Consider the following 17,977-nt stretch of genomic DNA (forward strand, 5'->3'; position numbering starts at 1 on the left):
CATGAATCCAAAGGAAAACTACCTGCATGAGTTCTTCAGGATCTTCTTCGCCAACAAGCAATTGGTGAAACGGGTCTTCCTGATCTTTGCAGTCATCGCGTTGGTACTGCCGCTGGTGCTCAAACAGAGCTTCGATATCACCGCCCAGGTGATCGTGCAGTCGAAAAAACTTTCCCAGGGTGACGCCACCACGTCACTGACGGTCGATAACGCCACCTTCATTCCGCCGTCACTGGCGGACATGGAAACCGAAAGCAACATCCTGCGGTCGCCGGCGCTGATCCGCCAGACCATCAGCGAGTTGCGCGACAAGGGCGAGTACAACCCACCGGTGGGCGTGTTCGCCAAACTGGTGAGCGACCCGTTCCGGCGCTACGTCTCCTCGCCGCTGCGCCAGTACGTGATCAATCCGCTGCGTAACCTGCTCGGGCTGCAAACCGATCCGGTGCGTGACACCGTGCTCGACGGCCTCACCCAACAGGCCCTCGACAGCCTGAAGATCGAGACCCTGCCCGGTTCCAACGTGATCTCGATCATTTACAGCTTCCCGGATCCGCACCAGGGCACGACGTTTGTCGCCTCCCTGCTGCAAAACTATCTGGTCAGCCGTCAGGCGTTGCAATCGATCGACCTGCCGCAATCCTTCTACGAAACCAAGAAGCACCTGTATCAGGTGCGCCTTGATGGGCTGGAAGGCAATCGCCAGGCGTTGCTGGAAAGTGTCGGTTCGTCCGATCCGAAGGAAGAAATCACCTTCCGCCTGAACGCGATCAACACCGAAGAGCAAGCCCTGAACCTGTACCAGGATCGTCTGTTGCAGAGCCAGCGCTGGCTCGAATACCTGAAAACCGCACTGGCCGCTGCCAGCACCAACAAGCTCAACGACTACACCTTCCCCTACACCTTCACCACCACTGTCGACAACGTGGCGTTCGAGGACCGGGAAGTCAAACAGTTGGGCGAACAACTGACCACCCAGGTCAGCCGCTACATGAATGACCTCGCGGTGTTCCAGCCCGGCAGCGAGCCGATGCTGCTGACTCGCGAGCAGATTGCCCGCACCCGTCAGCAGTTCCTCAAAGTGGTGAGCAACCGCATTCAGGAACGCACCAACGACCTGGCCGTGGTGCAACAGGTGATCGACCAGAAAACCGCGCGCATCGCCGACTTCAAGAACCGCATCCATACCCTGCAGCAGACCCAGAGCAAGCTGCGGCAGATGGACACCGAAATCGACGCGCTGCACACGGCGTTCTCGACCTACGCACAGCGCTTTGCCGAAAGCAGCACCGCCGGTTCGCTCAACGACGACCTGTCGAACGCCAAGGTCCTCAGCCCACCGTTTGAACCGACGGAGCCGGCCTTCCCCAAACCGCTGCTGATCATCCCGTTCGGGCTGTTCACCGGGCTGCTGCTGGCGATTGCCCTGGTCTATGTGCGTGAGTTCTTCGATCACCGTTTCAAACACCCTGCGCAAATCACCCACGAACTGGGCCTGCCCGTGTTGCTGGTGATCAACGACGAGAACGTGCTGCCACGCAATCCGCACAAGAACTGGACCGTGCCAAGCTTCGTGCACTGGGTGCGCAATTGAACACGCTGTCCACCCCGAACGCCGCGCTGCCGATCATTCATTTGCTCAGCAGCGGTGGCTTCTATGGGGCCGAGCGGATGTTGCTCGATCACTGCCTGGCGACACCGGGGCAGCACCAAGTGCTGTTTCTCGATGCACCGCCGGCGTTGATCGCGCGCTTTCGCGAGGCCGGGGTGGACTGTCGTGGTTGTGCCGGGCTCGGCGAATTGTTGCGCCATCTGCGCGCCCGGCGCAGCGAGCAGCCACTGATCAACACCCACAACTTCAAGGGGCTGTTGTTCGGCTGGGTCGGGGCGACGCTGTTGCGTTTGCCGCTGGTCATTACCCAGCACGGCTTCACCCCGCGCAGCCGCAAACAGAAGTTCTACACCTGGCTGAGTCTGCAGCTGTGCCGCACCGCGTCAGTGGATCGGGTGGTGTGCGTGGCCGAGAGTATTGCCGTGCTGCATCGTCAGGCCAGCGTGCAGGCGGCAAAGCTGCAGGTGATCCCCAACGGCTTGCCGGCCGCCGCCGCGCTGGTTTGCAACGTTGACCGCCAGCGCTGGCTGGCCGGTTACGTCGGGCGCTTGAGCAGCGAAAAAGGCCCGGATCTTTTTCTCGATGCTCTGATTCCGTTGTGTCACCAGCATCCGCAACTGGATGCGGTGATGCTCGGCGATGGCCCGGAACGCGAAGCCCTGCAGGCACGGATCGACGCCGCCGGACTGTCACCACGCATACGCCTGCCCGGTTACCAGACCGCCATGCAAGCGTGGTGGCAGCAACTGGATGCGCTGGTGATCAGCTCGCGCACCGAAGGCACGCCAATGATTCTGCTCGAAGCGATGCAGGCCGGCGTGCCGGTGGTGGCGTTCGCTGTCGGCGGTATTCCCGATGTGCTCGAGCACCGGCACAACGGCCTGCTGGCGCCCCCCGCCGACAGCAGCGCCCTCGCCCGTCAGCTCGACAATCTGCTGAACGAGCCAGACCTGGCCCGGCAATTGTGCGACAACGCAAAGCGTACACAACAGGATCGCTACGACCTCAAGGCCCTGGCCGAACGCTGGTCGCAGCTGTACATCCGCACGGCACGGGAGGCACGCGCATGATTTTCCCGCTCTCGATCGTCACTCTGCTCGGCCTGGTGTGCATCGGTCTGCTCGCCAGCCCTTATCCGTTTCTGGCACCAGGCGCGGTGTTGGGGCTGGTGGGTTTCTCGGTGTTGTACCGCAAGCCAACCTGGGGCCTGCTGGGCATTGCCGCGCTGGTGCCATTCGAAGGTTTCTTCAAGGACAGCACGCTGTCCGGAAGCAAACTGATCGGCGCGTCACTGGCGGTGATCCTGATGCTGCAACTGGCCATGCACCAGATTCCCGGCGAACGCCTGCGCAGTAACCTCTGGCGTTTTCTGGCGTGGTTTCTGGTTCTGTATTTCCTCAGCCTGCTCAACACCGATGACATGGGCATGTCGCTGGGGCATCTACGTGAACTGAGCGTCGGGCTGATCCTGTTTGTCATCACCCTGCTGATCGGCCGCGAACTGAACCTCGACCTGTTCGCCAGACTGGTGACCCTGAGCGTCAGCGCCACCTGCGTCATGGCCATGTTCTCGACCAGATTTCAGGATCAAGGCCGCGCTGCCGGGCTGCTCGAAGACCCCAACGCCTTCGCCCTGCTGATCGCTTTCGCCATTCCGCTGGGGCTGCTGCTGGTGATTCGCGGCCCGAATCTGTTGCATCGTTTGTTCTGGGGCGCCTGCTGCCTGTTGCTGCTCGGCGGCATGACCAAGACCGAGTCGCGCTCCGGGCTGGTGGTGGTGGCCTTGAGTCTGTTGATCGGCTGCTGGCACTACCGCGCCCAACTGACCCGGATCCGCCCACGGCACCTGGGTTTTGCCATGCTGGGTGCGGCCATCGTGATACCGCTGGCGATCTACGCAATGCCTGCCGGTTACATCGCACGCATTCAATCCCTGAGCGTGCTCAGCGCCGGGGCCAAGGGCCACGACGATGAATCCCTCGGTCGCCGTGCTTCGTACATCGTGGTCGGCGGGCAGATGATCCGCGAGAACCCGCTGCTCGGCTCCGGCCCCGGCACCTTCCCGCTGCACTACGCAACCACCGGTTACGCCAAGGCGTTTTCCGCCAACCGCAAGATCGGTGACCTGTACCGCCGTGCCCACAACACCTACCTGGAAATCTTCAGCGAACTGGGGATTCCTGCCGGTCTGCTGTTCGTCGGCATGCTCGGCCTGGGCCTGTACAACCTGATCCGCGCACGCGCCGCGTGGCTGCAACGGCGCGACTGGCAGCAGGCAGACCTGATGACCCACCTGGGCGTGAGTTTCCTGTCGCTGACCCTGTTTTTGATGTTCCTCAGCGCACCCAACCAGAAATACGTGTGGATCATGCTCGCGCTGACCAGCGTCCTGCGCCTCAAAGCCGAACAAGCACCCCTGACCGAGGCCCGCGCATGAATCGGATCAGCATCATCATCCCGATGTACAACGAGGCCCGGCACATCGCCCGCACGCTGCTGGCCGCGCAAAAAGCCGCACATGCCGCCAACATCGAGTGCGAGTTGATTGTGGTCGACAACGGTTCCAGCGACGACGGGCCGCACATCGCCCGCCAGTTCGGCGCGCAAGTGCTGGTGCTGCCGGGCTTGTTGATCGGCGCCTTGCGCAATCGCGGCGTACTGCTGGCGAGCGGCCAGTGGATCGCGTTCATCGATGCCGACGTCGAGATGCCCGAAGACTGGCTCAAGCCATTGTTCGAACTGGAAGCCGGTGCTCAGGCCGACGTGTTCGGCCTTGACCTGCATACCCCCGCCGCCGCGCCGTGGTACGCCACCGCCTGGCAACGGCGCACGCTGCGGCCGTCGAGCCAGGCGTCGCACACGGTGGACTGGCTGCCCAGCTCCAACCTGCTGATGCGGCGGCGCTGGTTCGACAAGGTCGGCGGCTTCAACGAACACCTGCGCACCGGCGAAGACAAGGAGTTCACCCTGCGCCTGAGTGAACAAGGCGCGCGGCTGCTGGCGGTGAACAGCAACGTGGCCCTGCACTGGGGCTACGAAATGAACTGGCGCGAGTGGATGGGCAAGGAGATGTGGCGTCAGGGCAGTCATCTGCAGCTGCTGCGCACCCACGGTTTCAGCCTGCGCCTGCTGCGGTTTCCGATGCTCTCGCTCGGCGCATGGCTGCTCGACTTGCTGGCCATTTCTGCGCTGCTCAACGGTTTCCCGCATCACGCAGCAGTCATGGTGCTGTTGACGACGATACCGGCGCTGGTGCTGAGCATTCGTCAGAGTTCACGCCATCACGACCTGAGCCTGACCCTGCAACTGTGGGGCCTGCACTGGGTGCGCCTGCATCTCGCGGGTGCGGCATTCATTCTCAATCTGTGTCATTGGAACGCCAGGAGGCCTGCCCGTGGCTGAATTCATTTTCTGGATGTGCCTGCTGCTGCCGGTGTACGCCTATCTGGGCTACCCGCTGCTGCTGAGCCTGCTGGCGCCGTTGTTCCCGGCCTGGCGCCATGCCCCGGCGCCGCCGCTGAACATCAGCATCGTGATCGCTGCGCACAACGAGGCGCGGCACATCGAGCACAAGTTGCGCACACTGCTGGCGCAGGATTATCAGCCGGCCACGTTGCAGATCATTCTCGCCAGCGACGGCTCCACCGACGACACCGTGGCCTGCGCGCGCAAGGTGATTGATTCGCGGATCACCGTGCTCGACCTGCCGCGTCAGGGCAAGGCGGCGACGCTGAACGCCGGTGTGGCACTGGCCACCGGCGACATCCTGGTGTTCACCGACGCCGACAATCAATGGTCGCGCGAAACCCTCGGCTACCTGCTGGCGCCACTGGGCGATCCCGGCGTCGGCGCCTGTGCCGGACACATGGTGATTCCGGTGACCGGCACCGGCTTGAGCGTCGGCGACAGCCTGTACCGGCATTACGAAGGCTGGCTGCGCCGGGTCGAGAATCGCACCGGTTGCATGGTCTCGGCCGACGGTGCCCTGCTCGCCCTGCGCCGCGAGTTGTTCCAGAGCGTGCCGGCGGAGGTCAACGACGATTTCTTTCTGAGTACCTGCGCACCGGTCGCCTTCAAGCGCATTGTGTATGTGCCCGAGGCGCAAGTGATCGACCACGGAGTCGACGAAGCGGACAAACAGTTCCGCCGCCGTCAACGCGTGACCGTCGGTGGCCTGCAAAGCCTCGCCCAGCGCAGTGAGCTGCTCAACCCACTCAAGCATGGCCTGTATTCGATTGCGCTGATCAGCCACAAGCTGATCCGCCGCCTGGCGCCGATCCTGTTGCTGCCGTTGCTGCTGAGTAACTTCTGGCTGTGGGACGACCACGGTTTCTATCGACTGGCCCTGATCGCACAGCTGTTCGGCTACGCCGTGGCGATTGCCGGACTGCTGGATTCACAACACCGGTTACCCAAACCGTTCCGCCTTGCGGCCTTCCTGCTGGTGACACTGGCAGGCATGAGCATCGGCCTGTGGCAGTTCCTGCGCGGCCACCGTTACGCCCAATGGAACCCTGAACAAAACCGTTGAGAGGACTCAAGCCATGGCGATCAAACAACTAATAAAACGCACCAGTGGCTGGCTTTACCTCAACTCCCCCGTGGGACGAAATCAGTTGCACGGTGCCGGGGTGATCCTGATGTTGCACCGGGTGCTGGCCAATGACCGCGCCGCCGACCTGCCGCACCGCAATGAACTGTGCGTCGGGCCAAAAGCCTTCGAGCACTTGCTGGTGTGGCTGCGTCGGCATTTCGACTGCGTGCCGCTGATGGACATCCTTGCACCCACCTCACTGCGCAGCGAACGCCCACGGGTAGCGCTGACCTTCGACGACGGCTGGCGCGACAACGCGGTCAACGCCTTCCCGTTGCTGCAAAAACACCAGGTGCCGGCGAGCATTTTCCTCTCCACCGATTTCATCGGCAGCCGCCAGCGTTTCTGGTGGGAAAGTCTTGGCGAAACCTTGTGGGGCAGCCATGGCGAGAAAGCGCGCATGCACTTGATCGAGTGCCTGCACGTGATCCACCACCCGCTGCCGGTACTGCTGGACGACATTGATGTCGACCGGCGCAGCCTGTCGCTGCTGCATTACCTGCAAAGCCTCAAAGATCTGGAGCCGGCGATGCTCGAACGGCTGACCGACGAATGCCCGCCCGAAGCGCAGCCGCAAGCACTGGACTGGCATCAGGTGCGGGCGCTGGAAGCCTCGGGGTTGGTGCGTTTCGGCCCGCACGGCGCCAGTCACGCGATCCTCACCGGGCTGGACGACGTGCGTCTGAACGAGGAAATCAGCCGCAGCCGTGATGCCTTGAACAACGGCTGCAATCGGCCGCTGCCGGTCTACTGCTACCCCAACGGTAACAACGACGAACGGGTACGCAAGCAGATAGCCGAACACGACTACCCGTTCGCCCTGGGTACCGCCACCGGTATCTATCGCGGCGAAGGCGATCCGTTGAACCTGCCGCGTTTCGGCGTCAGCCAGCGCACCGCGCGCAATCCGGAGCTGCTGTCGTGGCGCATCTTTCGTGGAAACCGGCCATGAGCCGCAGCCACTACCTCAAGCATTTGGCGCTGAGCATGGGCACCAAACTGGCGATGATCGCCCTGCGTTTGCTGCGCAACGTGCTGCTGGCTCGGATCCTCGGCCCCAGCGAACGCGGGCTGTTCGCGCTGCTCAGCACCCTGCCGGACTTGATCAGCGCCGCGACCAGCGGCGGGCTGAATTCAGCCGTCGGCTATCAGGCGGCCAAACAACGGCCGATGGGCCTGCTGCTGAGTCAGGTGCTGGTGTTCGGGTGTCTGCTCGCCGCGCTGCTGACCTTGCTGGTGGTGGCGCTGGTGCGCGAATTCGGTAGCGAGCTGGATGTGACCGTGCAACTCGGGCTGCTGGCCTGGCTGTTGCTGCTGGCGGTGCCGCTGACTGTACTGAAAAGCGGCCTGCTGACCCTGCACAATGCGTCCGGCGGCGTGGTCGCCTTCAACGCCTTGCGCCTGACCGAATCGCTGGCACCGCTGTTGCTGTTTCTTGCGCTGTTCTGGATGTGGAAAAGCGCCGCACTGGAAGCGGCACTGATCAGTTGGCTGACCGGGATCAGCCTGGTGGTGCTGGCCGGTTGGGTCTGGCTCAAACGCGCACAACCACTGCGCCTGCAATGGGACCGCGCCAGCCAGAACGAACTGCTGCGCTACAGTGCCCGCAGCCATCCGGACCTGCTGTTCCAGCAAGTGATTCTGCGTTCGGATTACCTGTTCATCGGCGCCCTGCTCGGCAGCACCGCGCTCGGTCATTACGCGATGGCCAGCGCCGCCGCCGAACTGCTGCTGATCGTTCCGGAAGCGGTGACCACGCCGCTGATGAAACGCCTGCTGCAACAGGATGAAGGCATGGACAAGGTCACCCCGCTGGCGCTGCGCCTGACGGCCACGGTGATGCTCGGCGCGTGCCTGTGCATGGCGTTGATCGGCAACTGGCTGATCGTCACCCTGTTCGGCATCGCCTACCAACCGGCGTATCCGGCGCTGCTCGCGTTGCTGCCGGGGCTGCTCGGGCTGTGCTATGCAAGCATCCTGCGTCTGGATCTGCTGGGGAAAAACCGTCCCGGCACGGTGTCGCTGTTGATGGGCCTGGGTGCCCTGCTCAATCTGGCGCTGAACCTGGTATTGATTCCGGCCTACGGCATCGTCGGCGCGGCAGCGGCTTCGTCGATTGCCTATCTGGCGGTGACGGTTGCGATGCTGGTGTTGTACTGCCGTTTGAGCGGTGTGGCGTTCTGGCAAACCCTGATCATCCTGCCCAGCGATGTCGCGCCAATGTGGCAGATGTTGCAACGAAAGGCCGCATGAAACGCCTGCTCCTGATGCTCGGTCTCGGCCTGTCGCTGGACGCCTTTGCCGCGTCGATGCGCTGGGGCGAGATCCGCGACGGCAGCCTGTACCTGCAAACCGATCGCCCGGACACCGTGACCGTGCGCTGGACGCCCGCGTGGCAGGCCGACGCCAACGAAGAGCACCTGTACCTGCTCGATGGCCAGGGCAAATTGCAGGGCGAGCGCGTGATCAAGGCCAGCGAAACCCGTGGCACGCAACGCTGGCCGCTGCTGCCGGGTGCCGCCAGTTATCGCCTGGAAATCCCCGGCTACAGCTTCCGCAATTACCGCGTCGAACACGATGACCACACCGTGGCGCTGTTCGAGCCGGCCAAGGTGCATTTCAGCGCCCAGACACAGCAGGGCGACGAGTTGTATTTCAAGGTCGCGCCGGGGGAACATGCGGTGTTGGCCGGCAAGTTTCACGGCGGGGTCAACGCCCTGCAGGCGCAGCGGGTTGGCGATGACCAACCCCTGACGCTGACACTCAAACCCTATCGCGCCTATTGGCAGTTCGACCAAGTGGCGTTGCCGGTCAGCGAACGCGAACAGGTCTGGCGCCTGCGCCTGCAAGGCAGCGGCAAAGCGGCGTTCTGGCTCGACGGCACGGCCAACCGGTTCGCGCAGAACCCGCAGCAACTGCAACCCCTGCGCGAGGACGCCGGGCAGACCCGTTTGACCCTGCACGACAAAGTGCTCGGGCGCACGCCGGACCTGGGCATCGCCCTGCCCTACGTGCTGCCGCCCTCCGCCAGCCATGCCGCGCTGGATGCACTGAAACCGACGGCGGCCAGTTACTACAGCTTTGTCGATGTCACGGCGAAGAACCCGCATTTCGAAGACGCGTTCCGCAAGGTTTATCAGGATCGCTTCGGCATCCGACAGGACATCACCCTGCTCGCCGGCAGTCAGCGCCAGGCCGACTTGCGCGCCGACGTGCAAAGCAACAACGGCCTCGATGCCTGGCTTGCCGCTACCCGGGCATTGGGCGGTAAAGGCACCCACTACATTGGCTTCGCCGACGAGCCGAACCTCAACTATTCGAGCTTCGAGCAATACCGGGCGATTTTCGCCAGCATGGCCCGGCAAGTGCGCAGCGATCCGGCAAACGCCAGGGCCGGCGTGCGCATCGCCATGCCGGCCAGTTCGCGGCTGGTCAACGGGCCGTTCGCCGACAACGCGGCAGACAAGCGCGGCATCGACTGGGCGCGGCGCCTGCTGAGCGAATCGGCCGATCAGATTGACGCGCTGGCGTGGCACGAATGGATGATCCGCGACCTGCTCGCCACCCGCGTCTACCGCGACAGCGTGCGCCGCGCCGCCGAACTGGTTGGTCTCGACGCCCACGGCCAGCCGCGCAAGGCCTTGCTGCTGGACCAGACCAATCTGTCCAGCGGCTCCAGCCTCAGCCCCTACGATCAGGAAACCCACTACGCCTCGCTATGGTGGGCCTCGGTGGTGATCAACGCCTCGCAGGACGGTTTGCTGAGCATGCTCAACTGGTTTCTGGCCGCCGACGAGCCGCAGTACCCCAAGGGCATGATACGGGTGTCGGGCGACGACCACTTCGCGCTGAAACCGGTCGGTCTGGCCCAGCAGTTCATCGCGCAGCACTGGCTGCATCAGGTGTTGTGGCTGGAAAACGATGCGTTTGAAGTCGATGTACTGGCGATGGCCGGTGACGACCAGCGTGGCCTGCTCGGCGTGAACAAAGGCACGCGGTTGCAGCGTGTCGACCTGAGCGGCGCCAAGTGCCCGCTGAACAACGGTGCGTTGCGTTATTTCGGTGCGGATAACCGCAGCCGCGACGCGCCATTTGCCTGCCACGACGGACGCGTCAGTTTCGACTTGCCAGGGGAAACCCTGTTTGCGCTGAGCTGGAGCGCGTCATGAACCCAATCCCGATCAGTCATGAGCAACGTCAGGCAAACACCGATTCTGTGGCAAAGGGGCTTGCCACAGAGTTTGTCTGCCGGAACGCCGGAGTACAGAACATGGGTATCGTCAGCAAACTCAGCCAGCACATCAAACAAAAAGGCCTGCGCGCCACCCTTGGCAAAGCGTGGAAGCACTACGTGTTTTTCCATCAGGAACTGCTGTGGATGGAGCGCGACCTGGTCAGCCCGGTGCCGCCGCACAGCCTCAAACCCTATGCGCCGCTGCGGGTGGTGAAGATCAGCGCCGACAACGCCAGCGCATTCTCCCGCTACTTCGGCGACCGCGTCGCGACTATGGCCGAGCTGGCCAACGAAGGGCACACCGGGCACATGCACCTGGACGATCAGGGCGATGCCGTGGCGTTCATCTGGGGCAGCGCGCGGGACTATTTCGACCGGCACTACTACGGCTGCATGTTCCCGGTAAAAACCGGCGAGTTCTTCGAATTCGGCGGCGAACTGACCCGCGCCTACTGGGGCACCGAACTCTCGGTGGACCTGCAACTGGAGCTGTGGAAAGCCATGGCGCAACAGGGCTGCGACAAGGTCGTGGACGTCTGCGAGTTCCACAACGTCCCGGCGCTCAAACTGCACCTGCGCATGGGTTACACCGAGCAAGGGCGGATCATGAACGTCTATACCCTGTTCGGTCGCTGGCATTTCTACCGCGAAAGCCGTTACAGCGGCTCGCGCCTCGATGCATTGCGCAAACCATCCCGTCCACCTATCCAAGCAACGGCGGCCTGAGCCCATGACGGCGCGATTCGAATGGCGCACCTCGCTGTGCGCCGCCGACTTCCCGGCAGCAGCGTATGAAGCGCTGCGCTTGCGGGTGACGGACCACACGCCATTCAACAACCTCGGCTGGTTGCGTGCGGCGCAGTTGACCCTCGGCGAGGGAGAACGGTTGCACATTCTGCTGGGTTGGGAAGCGGATGAATTGCGCCTGTGCCTGCCGCTGGTGGCGGGTCATGAGCGCTTTGCCGGGGTGCCGTTGCGGGTCCTGCATCATCTGGGCTATCCACTGGCCGACCGCCTGGCGCTGCTGTCGCTGCTCGATGGCAACGACATGCGCAAGGCCTTGCGGCTGATCCGCCAACGGCTGCCCCACGCGCTTCTTCAACTCAATGAATTGTCCGAGCCGTCGGGGGAAGAAAGCGCGCTCACTCAATGGATGGCTGCCAGCTCCACCGGCGAGCGACGTTTGAGTTGCCGAGTGCCGGTGCACCTGATCAGCGAGGCCGATCAGCAGGAAGTCTCCGGTGACCCGCGCTACAAGCTGCGCCGCGCGCGCAAACGGATTGCCGCGTGTGGCGCCGAGGTGCGGCGGATCACCCCCGACGCGTTGAGCATGCCACCGCTGCTGAAGATACTCGGCGAAGTCGAAGCGGTGAGCTGGAAAGGTGACGAAGGCGTGGGAATTTTTGCCAGCGAGCGCAGCCGGCAATGCATCGAAAATGCCTTCACCGCCCTCGCCGCCCAAGGCCTGGTGCGCGTGGTAACGCTGGAACTCAACGGGCGTTGCATCAGCTATCGCCTCGGCCTGCTCGAACAAGGCCGATTGTACGATTACAACCTCGCGTTCCTGCCGCCATACGCCGATCTGGGCAGCGGCCGGGTGCTGCTGGAGGAATGGATTCGCTGGGGGCTGGACGAGCACTGGCGCTGGATCGATGCCTCGCGGGTCAGCCTGGAAAACTCCAGCCACCAACTGCACGAACGCCTGACCGGACAAATCGACCACTGGCGCTGGAGCTTCTATTCCTGGCGCCCCAGCGGTCTGCTGCTGGGGCTGGGGTTGCGCCTCTGGCATCGCCTGAAACCGACGGTGCAGCAATGGCGGGCGCGGCGGGCGGCCAAACCCGCCGTGGCGCCCGAACCTGTCGTCATCACCACGGAGGGCGATCATGCCTCGCCAAGTCATAGTCAACGCTGACGACTTCGGTCTCAGCCCGAATGAAAACGCGGTGATCTTCGCGGCGTTTCAGGCCGGGGTCATCAGCAGTGCCACGGCCATGGCCAACATGCCCGCATTCGAAGCGGCCTGCGCCATGGCCCGGCACGCGTCGCTGCAGGGGCGGGTCGGGTTGCATTTCAACCTGACATACGGCCGGCCGCTGAGTGCGTCGATCCTGCGCAGTCGCACCTTCTGCGACGGCCACGGCGTGTTCGACCTCAGCCTGCCGCGCCACAGCCTGTGGCTGAACCGTGAAGATCGTGACGCGGTGCGCGAAGAGTTGCAGGCGCAGTGGCAGCGTTGTGTCGAGCATGGCGTGCGCCCGAGCCACATCGACTCGCATCAGCACGTACACAACATCTGGCCGATCGGCGAGATCGTCGCGCGGTTTGCCGCCCACCAAGGCGTGCCGATTCGCCTGGCGCGCAACCTGGGGCAAAACCTCGGCCTGCCCAAACGCGTGTTCAAAGGTTTGCTCAACTGGCGCTTGCAGAGTCTGGCCGGTGCCACGGCGGACTACGTCTGTACGCCAGTGGACTTGCGCAACGACCCCGCGCCGACCGACGGCGTGCTGGAAATCGTCGCGCACCCCAATCAGCTCGGGAGCGATTTCGGTGATGCCTACCTCAACCCCGCAGAGTCCCTGAGCCGCGTGCTGGAGCAGCGGCTGACGGGTGTGCCACGGGTGTCCTATGCCGATCTGAACAAGGACTTTTTACGGGGTGCGGCGGCACTCGATTGATTCATCCCCACAACAGCAACATCCACCAGACCGGGCCTCGGCCACGGAGGGCAACATGAACGTCATCGGAAAACTGCGTGATCGTATCCGTCAAAAAGGCTTTCGCCATTTCTTCGCCAGTCTGTGGAAGCGCTACGTGTTCTTCCACTGGAAACTGCTGTGGATGGAGCGCGATCTGGTGACCCCGGTGCCGCCGCACAAACTGCGTCCGTACGAAGGTTTGCGCAAAGTCGATATCACGCCGTTGAACACCGCAGCCTTCGCCAAGCATTTCGGAGACCGCGTCGAAACCATGGCCGAACTCGCTGCCGAGGGCCACACCGGACACATGTACCTGGATGCCGATGGTCATGCGGTGGCGTTCATCTGGGGCAGTATTCGCGACTACCACGACCGTCACTATTACGGCTGCTGGTTCCCGGTCAAACCCGGTGAATTCTTCGAGTTCGGCGGCGAGATGGCCCGGCCGTATTTCGGCACCAGTCTGTCGGTGGACGTGCAGGTCGCCCTCTGGGAAGCCATGGCCGCCCAAGGCTGCCACACCGTCGTGGACACCTGCGAAACCCGCAACATCCCGGCAATGAAACTGCACATCCGCATGGGCTACCACGAACAGGGGCGCATCACCCACGTCTACGGCCTGTTCGGCCGCTGGCGCTTCTACCGCGAAAGCCGCTATGACGGCTCTCGGCTGGAACCGCTGCGCAAACCGGAGCGGCCGGGGGTGAGTGCAGCGGCGCAGGCTTGAATCAATCGTAAAGCGATGACGGCCATTCGGCCGCCATCGCGAGCAGGCTCGCTCCCACATTGGAGCGGTGTCGTACACAAATCCCTGTGGGAGCGAGCCTGCTCGCGATGAGGCCGGTTAGAGCGATGGAAAGCTTCAGGCCTTGCTCGCGACCAGAGTGAAGCACAGCGGCATCTGCGCTGGCTGATTCAGGTACTGGTCATACACCTCTTCCCGGTTCGAATGCGGGTATTCCTTGAAATGCGCGATGTTCAGCCCGGCCGCGATGGCGCCGCTGAAGATCGCGCCGAGGGTGTGCACGAACCAGTAGGACTTGGCCGCCTGCTGCTCGACCTTGCCGACGTAGACGATCGGCGCTTGCTGCACGAACGGCTCGGCGCGGAAGTAAGAAGTGGCGAGGCGGTACGGGTCTTCGCCGTCGGGGTCGACCATTTCCAGAAACGGATGGGTTTCGTAGATCACCAGTTTGCCGCCCGGCTTGAGGGTCGAGGCGACATGGCGGAAGAACTCGCCGATATCGGGCATCCAGTTGAGGACGCCGATCGTGATCAGCGCCACGTCAAAGCGGCGGTGCAGTGAGGCCGGCAGATGATGGACATCGGCTTCGATAAATTCGGCGTCGTACGGCGAGCGCTGATTCAACTCGCGGGCCTGTTCGAGGAAGGCACTCGACTGATCGACCCCGACCACCGCTCGCGCGCCGAGAGCAAACAGCGACAGGCTTTCGCGGCCGTTGTTGCAACCCAGTTGAATCACCGCTTTACCGTCCACACCGACCTGTTCCAGCAGGCCGCGCAAGGTGTCGTCGAGGCAGGAAAAATCAGCCCGTGACACGTCGTTCAACAGCGCTTGCCATTCCACCGACTCACGGTGATGGCGAGCAGAGTCGTTCCACGCCTGTCGATTGCTGTCGATGGCGGTTTTATTGTTGGGCACTTCCATGACGCACTCCGGGTACTGCTCGTGATTGAGCGGTGTCGAGTCTAGATCAGCCTGACAATGCGGGTTGTTACGAACTTGTAAGCCGTCGCACGCCCCCTGTGGGAGGGGGCTTGCTCGCGAAGGGGTCGGCACAGCCAACATCTTCATCGACTGAACCACCGCTTTCGCGAGCAAGCCCGCTCCCACAGGTTTTGTGGAGTAGGCAAATCTGGCGGTCTAGCTGAACTCTTGTGGGAGCGGGCTTGCTCGCGAAGGGGTCGGCACAGCCAACATCTTCATCGACTGAGCCGCCGTTTTCGCGAGCAGGCTCGCTCCCACAGGTTTTGTGCAGTATGCAAATCTTGCGGTCTAGCTGAAATCTTGTGGGAGCGGGCTTGCTCGCGAAGGCGTCGGCACAGCCAACATCTTCATCGCCTGAACCACCGCTTTCGCGAGCAGGCTCGCTCCCACAGGTTTTGTGGAGTGTGCAAATCTTGCGTTCTGGCTGAACTCTTGTGGGAGCGGGCTTGCTCGCGAAGGCGTCGGCACAGCCAACATCTTCATCGCCTGAACCACCGCTTTCGCGAGCAGGCTCGCTCCCACAGGTTTTGTGGAGTGTGCAAATCTTGCGTTCTGGCTGAACTCTTGTGGGAGCGGGCTTGCTCGCGAAGGCGTCGGTCCAGCCAACATCTTCATCGCCTGAACCACCGCTTTCGCGAGCAGGCCCGCTCCCACAGGTTTTGTGGAGTAGGCAAATCTTGCGTTCTGGCTGAAATCTTGTGGGAGCGGGCTTGCTCGCGAAGGCGCCGGCACAGCCAACATCTTCATCGCCTGAACCACCGCGTTCGCGAGCAGGCTCGCTCCCACAGGTTTTGTGGAGTAGGCAAATCTTGCGTTCTGGCTGAACTCTTGTGGGAGCGGGCTTGCTCGCGAAGGCGTCGGCACAGCCAACATCTTCATCGCCTGAACCACCGCTTTCGCGAGCAGGCCCGCTCCCACAGGTTTTGTGGAGTAGGCAAATCTTGCGTTCTGGCTGAAATCTTGTGGGAGCGGGCTTGCTCGCGAAGGCGTCGGTCCAGCCAACATTTTCATCGTCTGAACCACCGCTTTCGCGAGCAGGCTCGCTCCCACATTTTTGGCGTGGTCACATCTGATTCAGGCGTTCGCGCAGGAATTCGACAAGCGCCTGCACCGGCCGCGAGGCCTGGCGATGTTGCGGATACACCGCCGACAGGGTCAGCGGCTCAGGCCTGTAGTCATCAAGGACCGGCAGCAGCAGCCCGTCGTTCAGCGCCGCGCCAACGATGAACGTCGGCAGATAAGTGATCCCCATCCCCTGCACCGCCGCATCGCGCAGCAACTCGCCGTTGTTCACCCGCATGCGCCCGGTGACGTTCACCAGCAACGGCTTGCCCTGCCCCGCGTTGAAACGCCACTGCACCGAACGACCGTGTCCGTAAGGCAGGCAGTCGTGGCTGTGCAGGTCTTCGGGTTTGAGCGGTGTGCCGCGTTCGGCCAGGTACGCTGGGCTCGCGCAGTACACCCGCTCGATGGATGCGATGCGCCGGGCAATCAGCGTCGAGTCCTCCAGCACACCGATACGCAACGCCAGGTCGTAGCCTTCGCCGAGCAGGTCCACCGGGCGGTCGCTCAAATCCACCTCCACCGTGACCTCGCGATAGCGCTGCAGGAACAGTGGCAACAGACAGCCCAGATGCGCCACGGCAAACGACAGCGGCGCACTGACGCGAATGGTCCCGCGTGGCTCGGCGGTCTGGCCGGCGATGCCTTGTTCGACCTGCTCGACTTCGCCCAGCAGGCGCAATGCCGATTCGTAATAACTCTGGCCCAGTGGCGTGACGTCGAGACGCCGCGTGGAGCGGTTCAACAGCCGTACACCGAGACGCTCTTCAAGCTGCATCAAACGGCGGCTGACGAACTGCTTGGACAGGCCCAACTGATCAGCCGCCGCAGTAAAGCTGCCGGAGTCCATGACCTGACAAAAAATACGCATGTCTTCGAACGGGTTCATTGTCACTCTCTGGTAGACAGTCAAACGCTTTATAGCCGCTTTTTCACTTTTCGACAGCTCATTAATCTGTGCTCACGGTTTGAAAACAGCCCGCCACCACACAACAAACTCTCGAAAAAAGGAATTGAGCATGAACCTCACCAAGACCCTGACTGCGTCCCTCCTCGCCCTGTCCATCGGCAACGCTTTTGCCGCCGGCAGCCCGGGTGTCGAACACCACACCCAGGCGTTCCTCGAAGCCCTCGCCGCCGGCGGTGGCAAACCGCTGGAACAGCTGAGCCCGAAGGATGCCCGCGCGGTGCTGACCTGTGCGCAAGCGTCGGTAAAAGTCGACCTGTCCGGGGTTGAAGTCAGCGACAAGGCGATCACCGTCGATGGCCAGGTGATCAACCTCAAAGTGGTGCGTCCGGCCAAGGTCAAAGGCGAGTTGCCGGTGTTCATGTTCTTCCACGGTGGCGGTTGGGTGTTGGGCGATTACCCGACGCACCAGCGCTTGATTCGCGATCTGGTGGTGGGTTCTGGAGCGGTCGCGGTGTACGTGGATTACACGCCATCGCCGGAAGCGCAGTACCCGACGGCGGTCAATCAGGCTTACGCCGCGACCCAATGGGTGGCTGAACATGGCAAGGACATTGGCGTCGATGGCAAGCGTCTGGCGGTGGCCGGCAACAGCGTCGGCGGCAACATGGCGGCGGTCGTGGCGCTGATGGCCAAGGAACAGAAAACCCCGGCCCTGCGCTTCCAGCTGCTGATGTGGCCCGTGACCAACGCACAGTTCGACGACGGCTCGTACCAGCAGTTTGCCGAAGGGCATTTCCTCACCAAAGGCATGATGCAGTGGTTCTGGGACAGCTACACCACCAACGCTGCGGAGCGTGCGCAGATCCACGCCTCGCCGCTCAACGCCAGCAGCGAACAGCTCAAGGGCTTGCCCGCGACGCTGGTGCAGACCGCCGAGTTCGACGTGCTGCGTGATGAAGGTGAAGGCTATGCGCGGCATCTGGATTCGGCGGGTGTGCCGGTGACCTCGGTGCGGTACAACGGGATGATTCATGACTTTGGCTTGCTCAATCCGCTGAGTCAGATTCCGGAAGTCAAAGCGGCTGTGCGGCAGGCGGCGGCTGAGCTGAAGACACATCTGAACTGATGCCTTCGCCA

General features: G+C 62.8%; 16 protein-coding genes. 13 read left to right on the forward strand and 3 right to left on the reverse strand.

All coding sequences use genetic code 11. The features are described from left to right. Nucleotide 1 precedes the first annotated feature (1 nt). The 12 genes from AC0J41_RS15805 to AC0J41_RS15860 all read left to right on the forward strand — a co-directional run bounded on the left by AC0J41_RS15805 (nt 2) and on the right by AC0J41_RS15860 (nt 13,866). A complete protein-coding gene (locus AC0J41_RS15805; protein ID WP_473012979.1) occupies nt 2–1,594 on the forward strand; it encodes a GumC family protein in 1,593 nt (530 codons plus the stop codon). Further along, the gene (locus AC0J41_RS15810; protein ID WP_025109883.1) at nt 1,591–2,682 is read left to right on the forward strand and encodes a glycosyltransferase family 4 protein; all 1,092 of its coding nucleotides are present in this window, start codon (nt 1,591–1,593) and stop codon (nt 2,680–2,682) included. Before AC0J41_RS15805 ends, AC0J41_RS15810 begins: the two co-directional genes overlap by 4 nt. After that, a complete protein-coding gene (locus AC0J41_RS15815) occupies nt 2,679–4,049 on the forward strand; it encodes an O-antigen ligase family protein (RefSeq protein WP_473012980.1) in 1,371 nt (456 codons plus the stop codon). The genes AC0J41_RS15810 and AC0J41_RS15815 overlap by 4 nt, the downstream gene beginning before the upstream one ends. Then, nucleotides 4,046–5,014, forward strand: a complete 969-nt coding sequence (locus tag AC0J41_RS15820; protein ID WP_473012981.1) for a glycosyltransferase — start codon at nt 4,046–4,048, stop codon at nt 5,012–5,014. The genes AC0J41_RS15815 and AC0J41_RS15820 overlap by 4 nt, the downstream gene beginning before the upstream one ends. Then, nucleotides 5,007–6,143 (forward strand): glycosyltransferase, encoded by a 1,137-nt coding sequence (locus AC0J41_RS15825; RefSeq protein WP_025109880.1) that lies wholly within the window; start codon nt 5,007–5,009, stop codon nt 6,141–6,143. Before AC0J41_RS15820 ends, AC0J41_RS15825 begins: the two co-directional genes overlap by 8 nt. Before the next feature lie 13 nt (nt 6,144–6,156). Then, the gene (locus AC0J41_RS15830) at nt 6,157–7,158 is read left to right on the forward strand and encodes a polysaccharide deacetylase family protein (RefSeq protein WP_473012982.1); all 1,002 of its coding nucleotides are present in this window, start codon (nt 6,157–6,159) and stop codon (nt 7,156–7,158) included. Beyond that, nucleotides 7,155–8,459, forward strand: coding sequence for a lipopolysaccharide biosynthesis protein (locus AC0J41_RS15835; RefSeq protein WP_473012983.1), 1,305 nt, complete (start codon nt 7,155–7,157; stop codon nt 8,457–8,459). The genes AC0J41_RS15830 and AC0J41_RS15835 overlap by 4 nt, the downstream gene beginning before the upstream one ends. Continuing rightward, nucleotides 8,456–10,375, forward strand: a complete 1,920-nt coding sequence (locus AC0J41_RS15840) for a hypothetical protein (RefSeq protein ID WP_473012984.1) — start codon at nt 8,456–8,458, stop codon at nt 10,373–10,375. Before AC0J41_RS15835 ends, AC0J41_RS15840 begins: the two co-directional genes overlap by 4 nt. 101 nt (nt 10,376–10,476) lie before the next feature. Continuing rightward, the gene (locus AC0J41_RS15845) at nt 10,477–11,166 is read left to right on the forward strand and encodes a GNAT family N-acetyltransferase (protein ID WP_473012985.1); all 690 of its coding nucleotides are present in this window, start codon (nt 10,477–10,479) and stop codon (nt 11,164–11,166) included. 4 nt (nt 11,167–11,170) lie between these two features. After that, nucleotides 11,171–12,355: a GNAT family N-acetyltransferase gene (locus tag AC0J41_RS15850; RefSeq protein WP_473012986.1), complete on the forward strand. Its 1,185-nt coding sequence runs from the start codon at nt 11,171–11,173 to the stop codon at nt 12,353–12,355. Then, nucleotides 12,327–13,118, forward strand: a complete 792-nt coding sequence (locus AC0J41_RS15855) for a ChbG/HpnK family deacetylase (protein WP_473012987.1) — start codon at nt 12,327–12,329, stop codon at nt 13,116–13,118. The genes AC0J41_RS15850 and AC0J41_RS15855 overlap by 29 nt, the downstream gene beginning before the upstream one ends. Nucleotides 13,119–13,173: 55 nt before the next feature. After that, the gene (locus AC0J41_RS15860) at nt 13,174–13,866 is read left to right on the forward strand and encodes a GNAT family N-acetyltransferase (protein WP_473012988.1); all 693 of its coding nucleotides are present in this window, start codon (nt 13,174–13,176) and stop codon (nt 13,864–13,866) included. Nucleotides 13,867–14,001: 135 nt separating this feature from the next. Here the strand turns inward: AC0J41_RS15860 and AC0J41_RS15865 are convergent, their stop codons facing one another. From AC0J41_RS15865 to AC0J41_RS15875, 3 genes are all read right to left on the reverse strand, one after another. Further along, nucleotides 14,002–14,808, reverse strand: coding sequence for a class I SAM-dependent methyltransferase (locus AC0J41_RS15865; protein WP_473012989.1), 807 nt, complete (start codon nt 14,806–14,808; stop codon nt 14,002–14,004). Between the two features lie 348 nt (nt 14,809–15,156). Further along, nucleotides 15,157–15,879: a hypothetical protein gene (locus AC0J41_RS15870; protein WP_473012990.1), complete on the reverse strand. Its 723-nt coding sequence runs from the start codon at nt 15,877–15,879 to the stop codon at nt 15,157–15,159. A gap of 52 nt (nt 15,880–15,931) precedes the next feature. Next, nucleotides 15,932–16,819 (reverse strand): LysR family transcriptional regulator, encoded by an 888-nt coding sequence (locus tag AC0J41_RS15875; protein WP_473012991.1) that lies wholly within the window; start codon nt 16,817–16,819, stop codon nt 15,932–15,934. A 130-nt stretch (nt 16,820–16,949) separates the two neighbouring features. On the opposite strand from AC0J41_RS15875, the gene AC0J41_RS15880 reads away from it, so the two are divergent. Continuing rightward, nucleotides 16,950–17,966 (forward strand): alpha/beta hydrolase, encoded by a 1,017-nt coding sequence (locus tag AC0J41_RS15880; RefSeq protein WP_473012992.1) that lies wholly within the window; start codon nt 16,950–16,952, stop codon nt 17,964–17,966. Nucleotides 17,967–17,977 lie beyond the last annotated feature (11 nt).

The sequence above is a fragment of the Pseudomonas sp. Arb-4-2C genome (assembly GCF_055755015.1).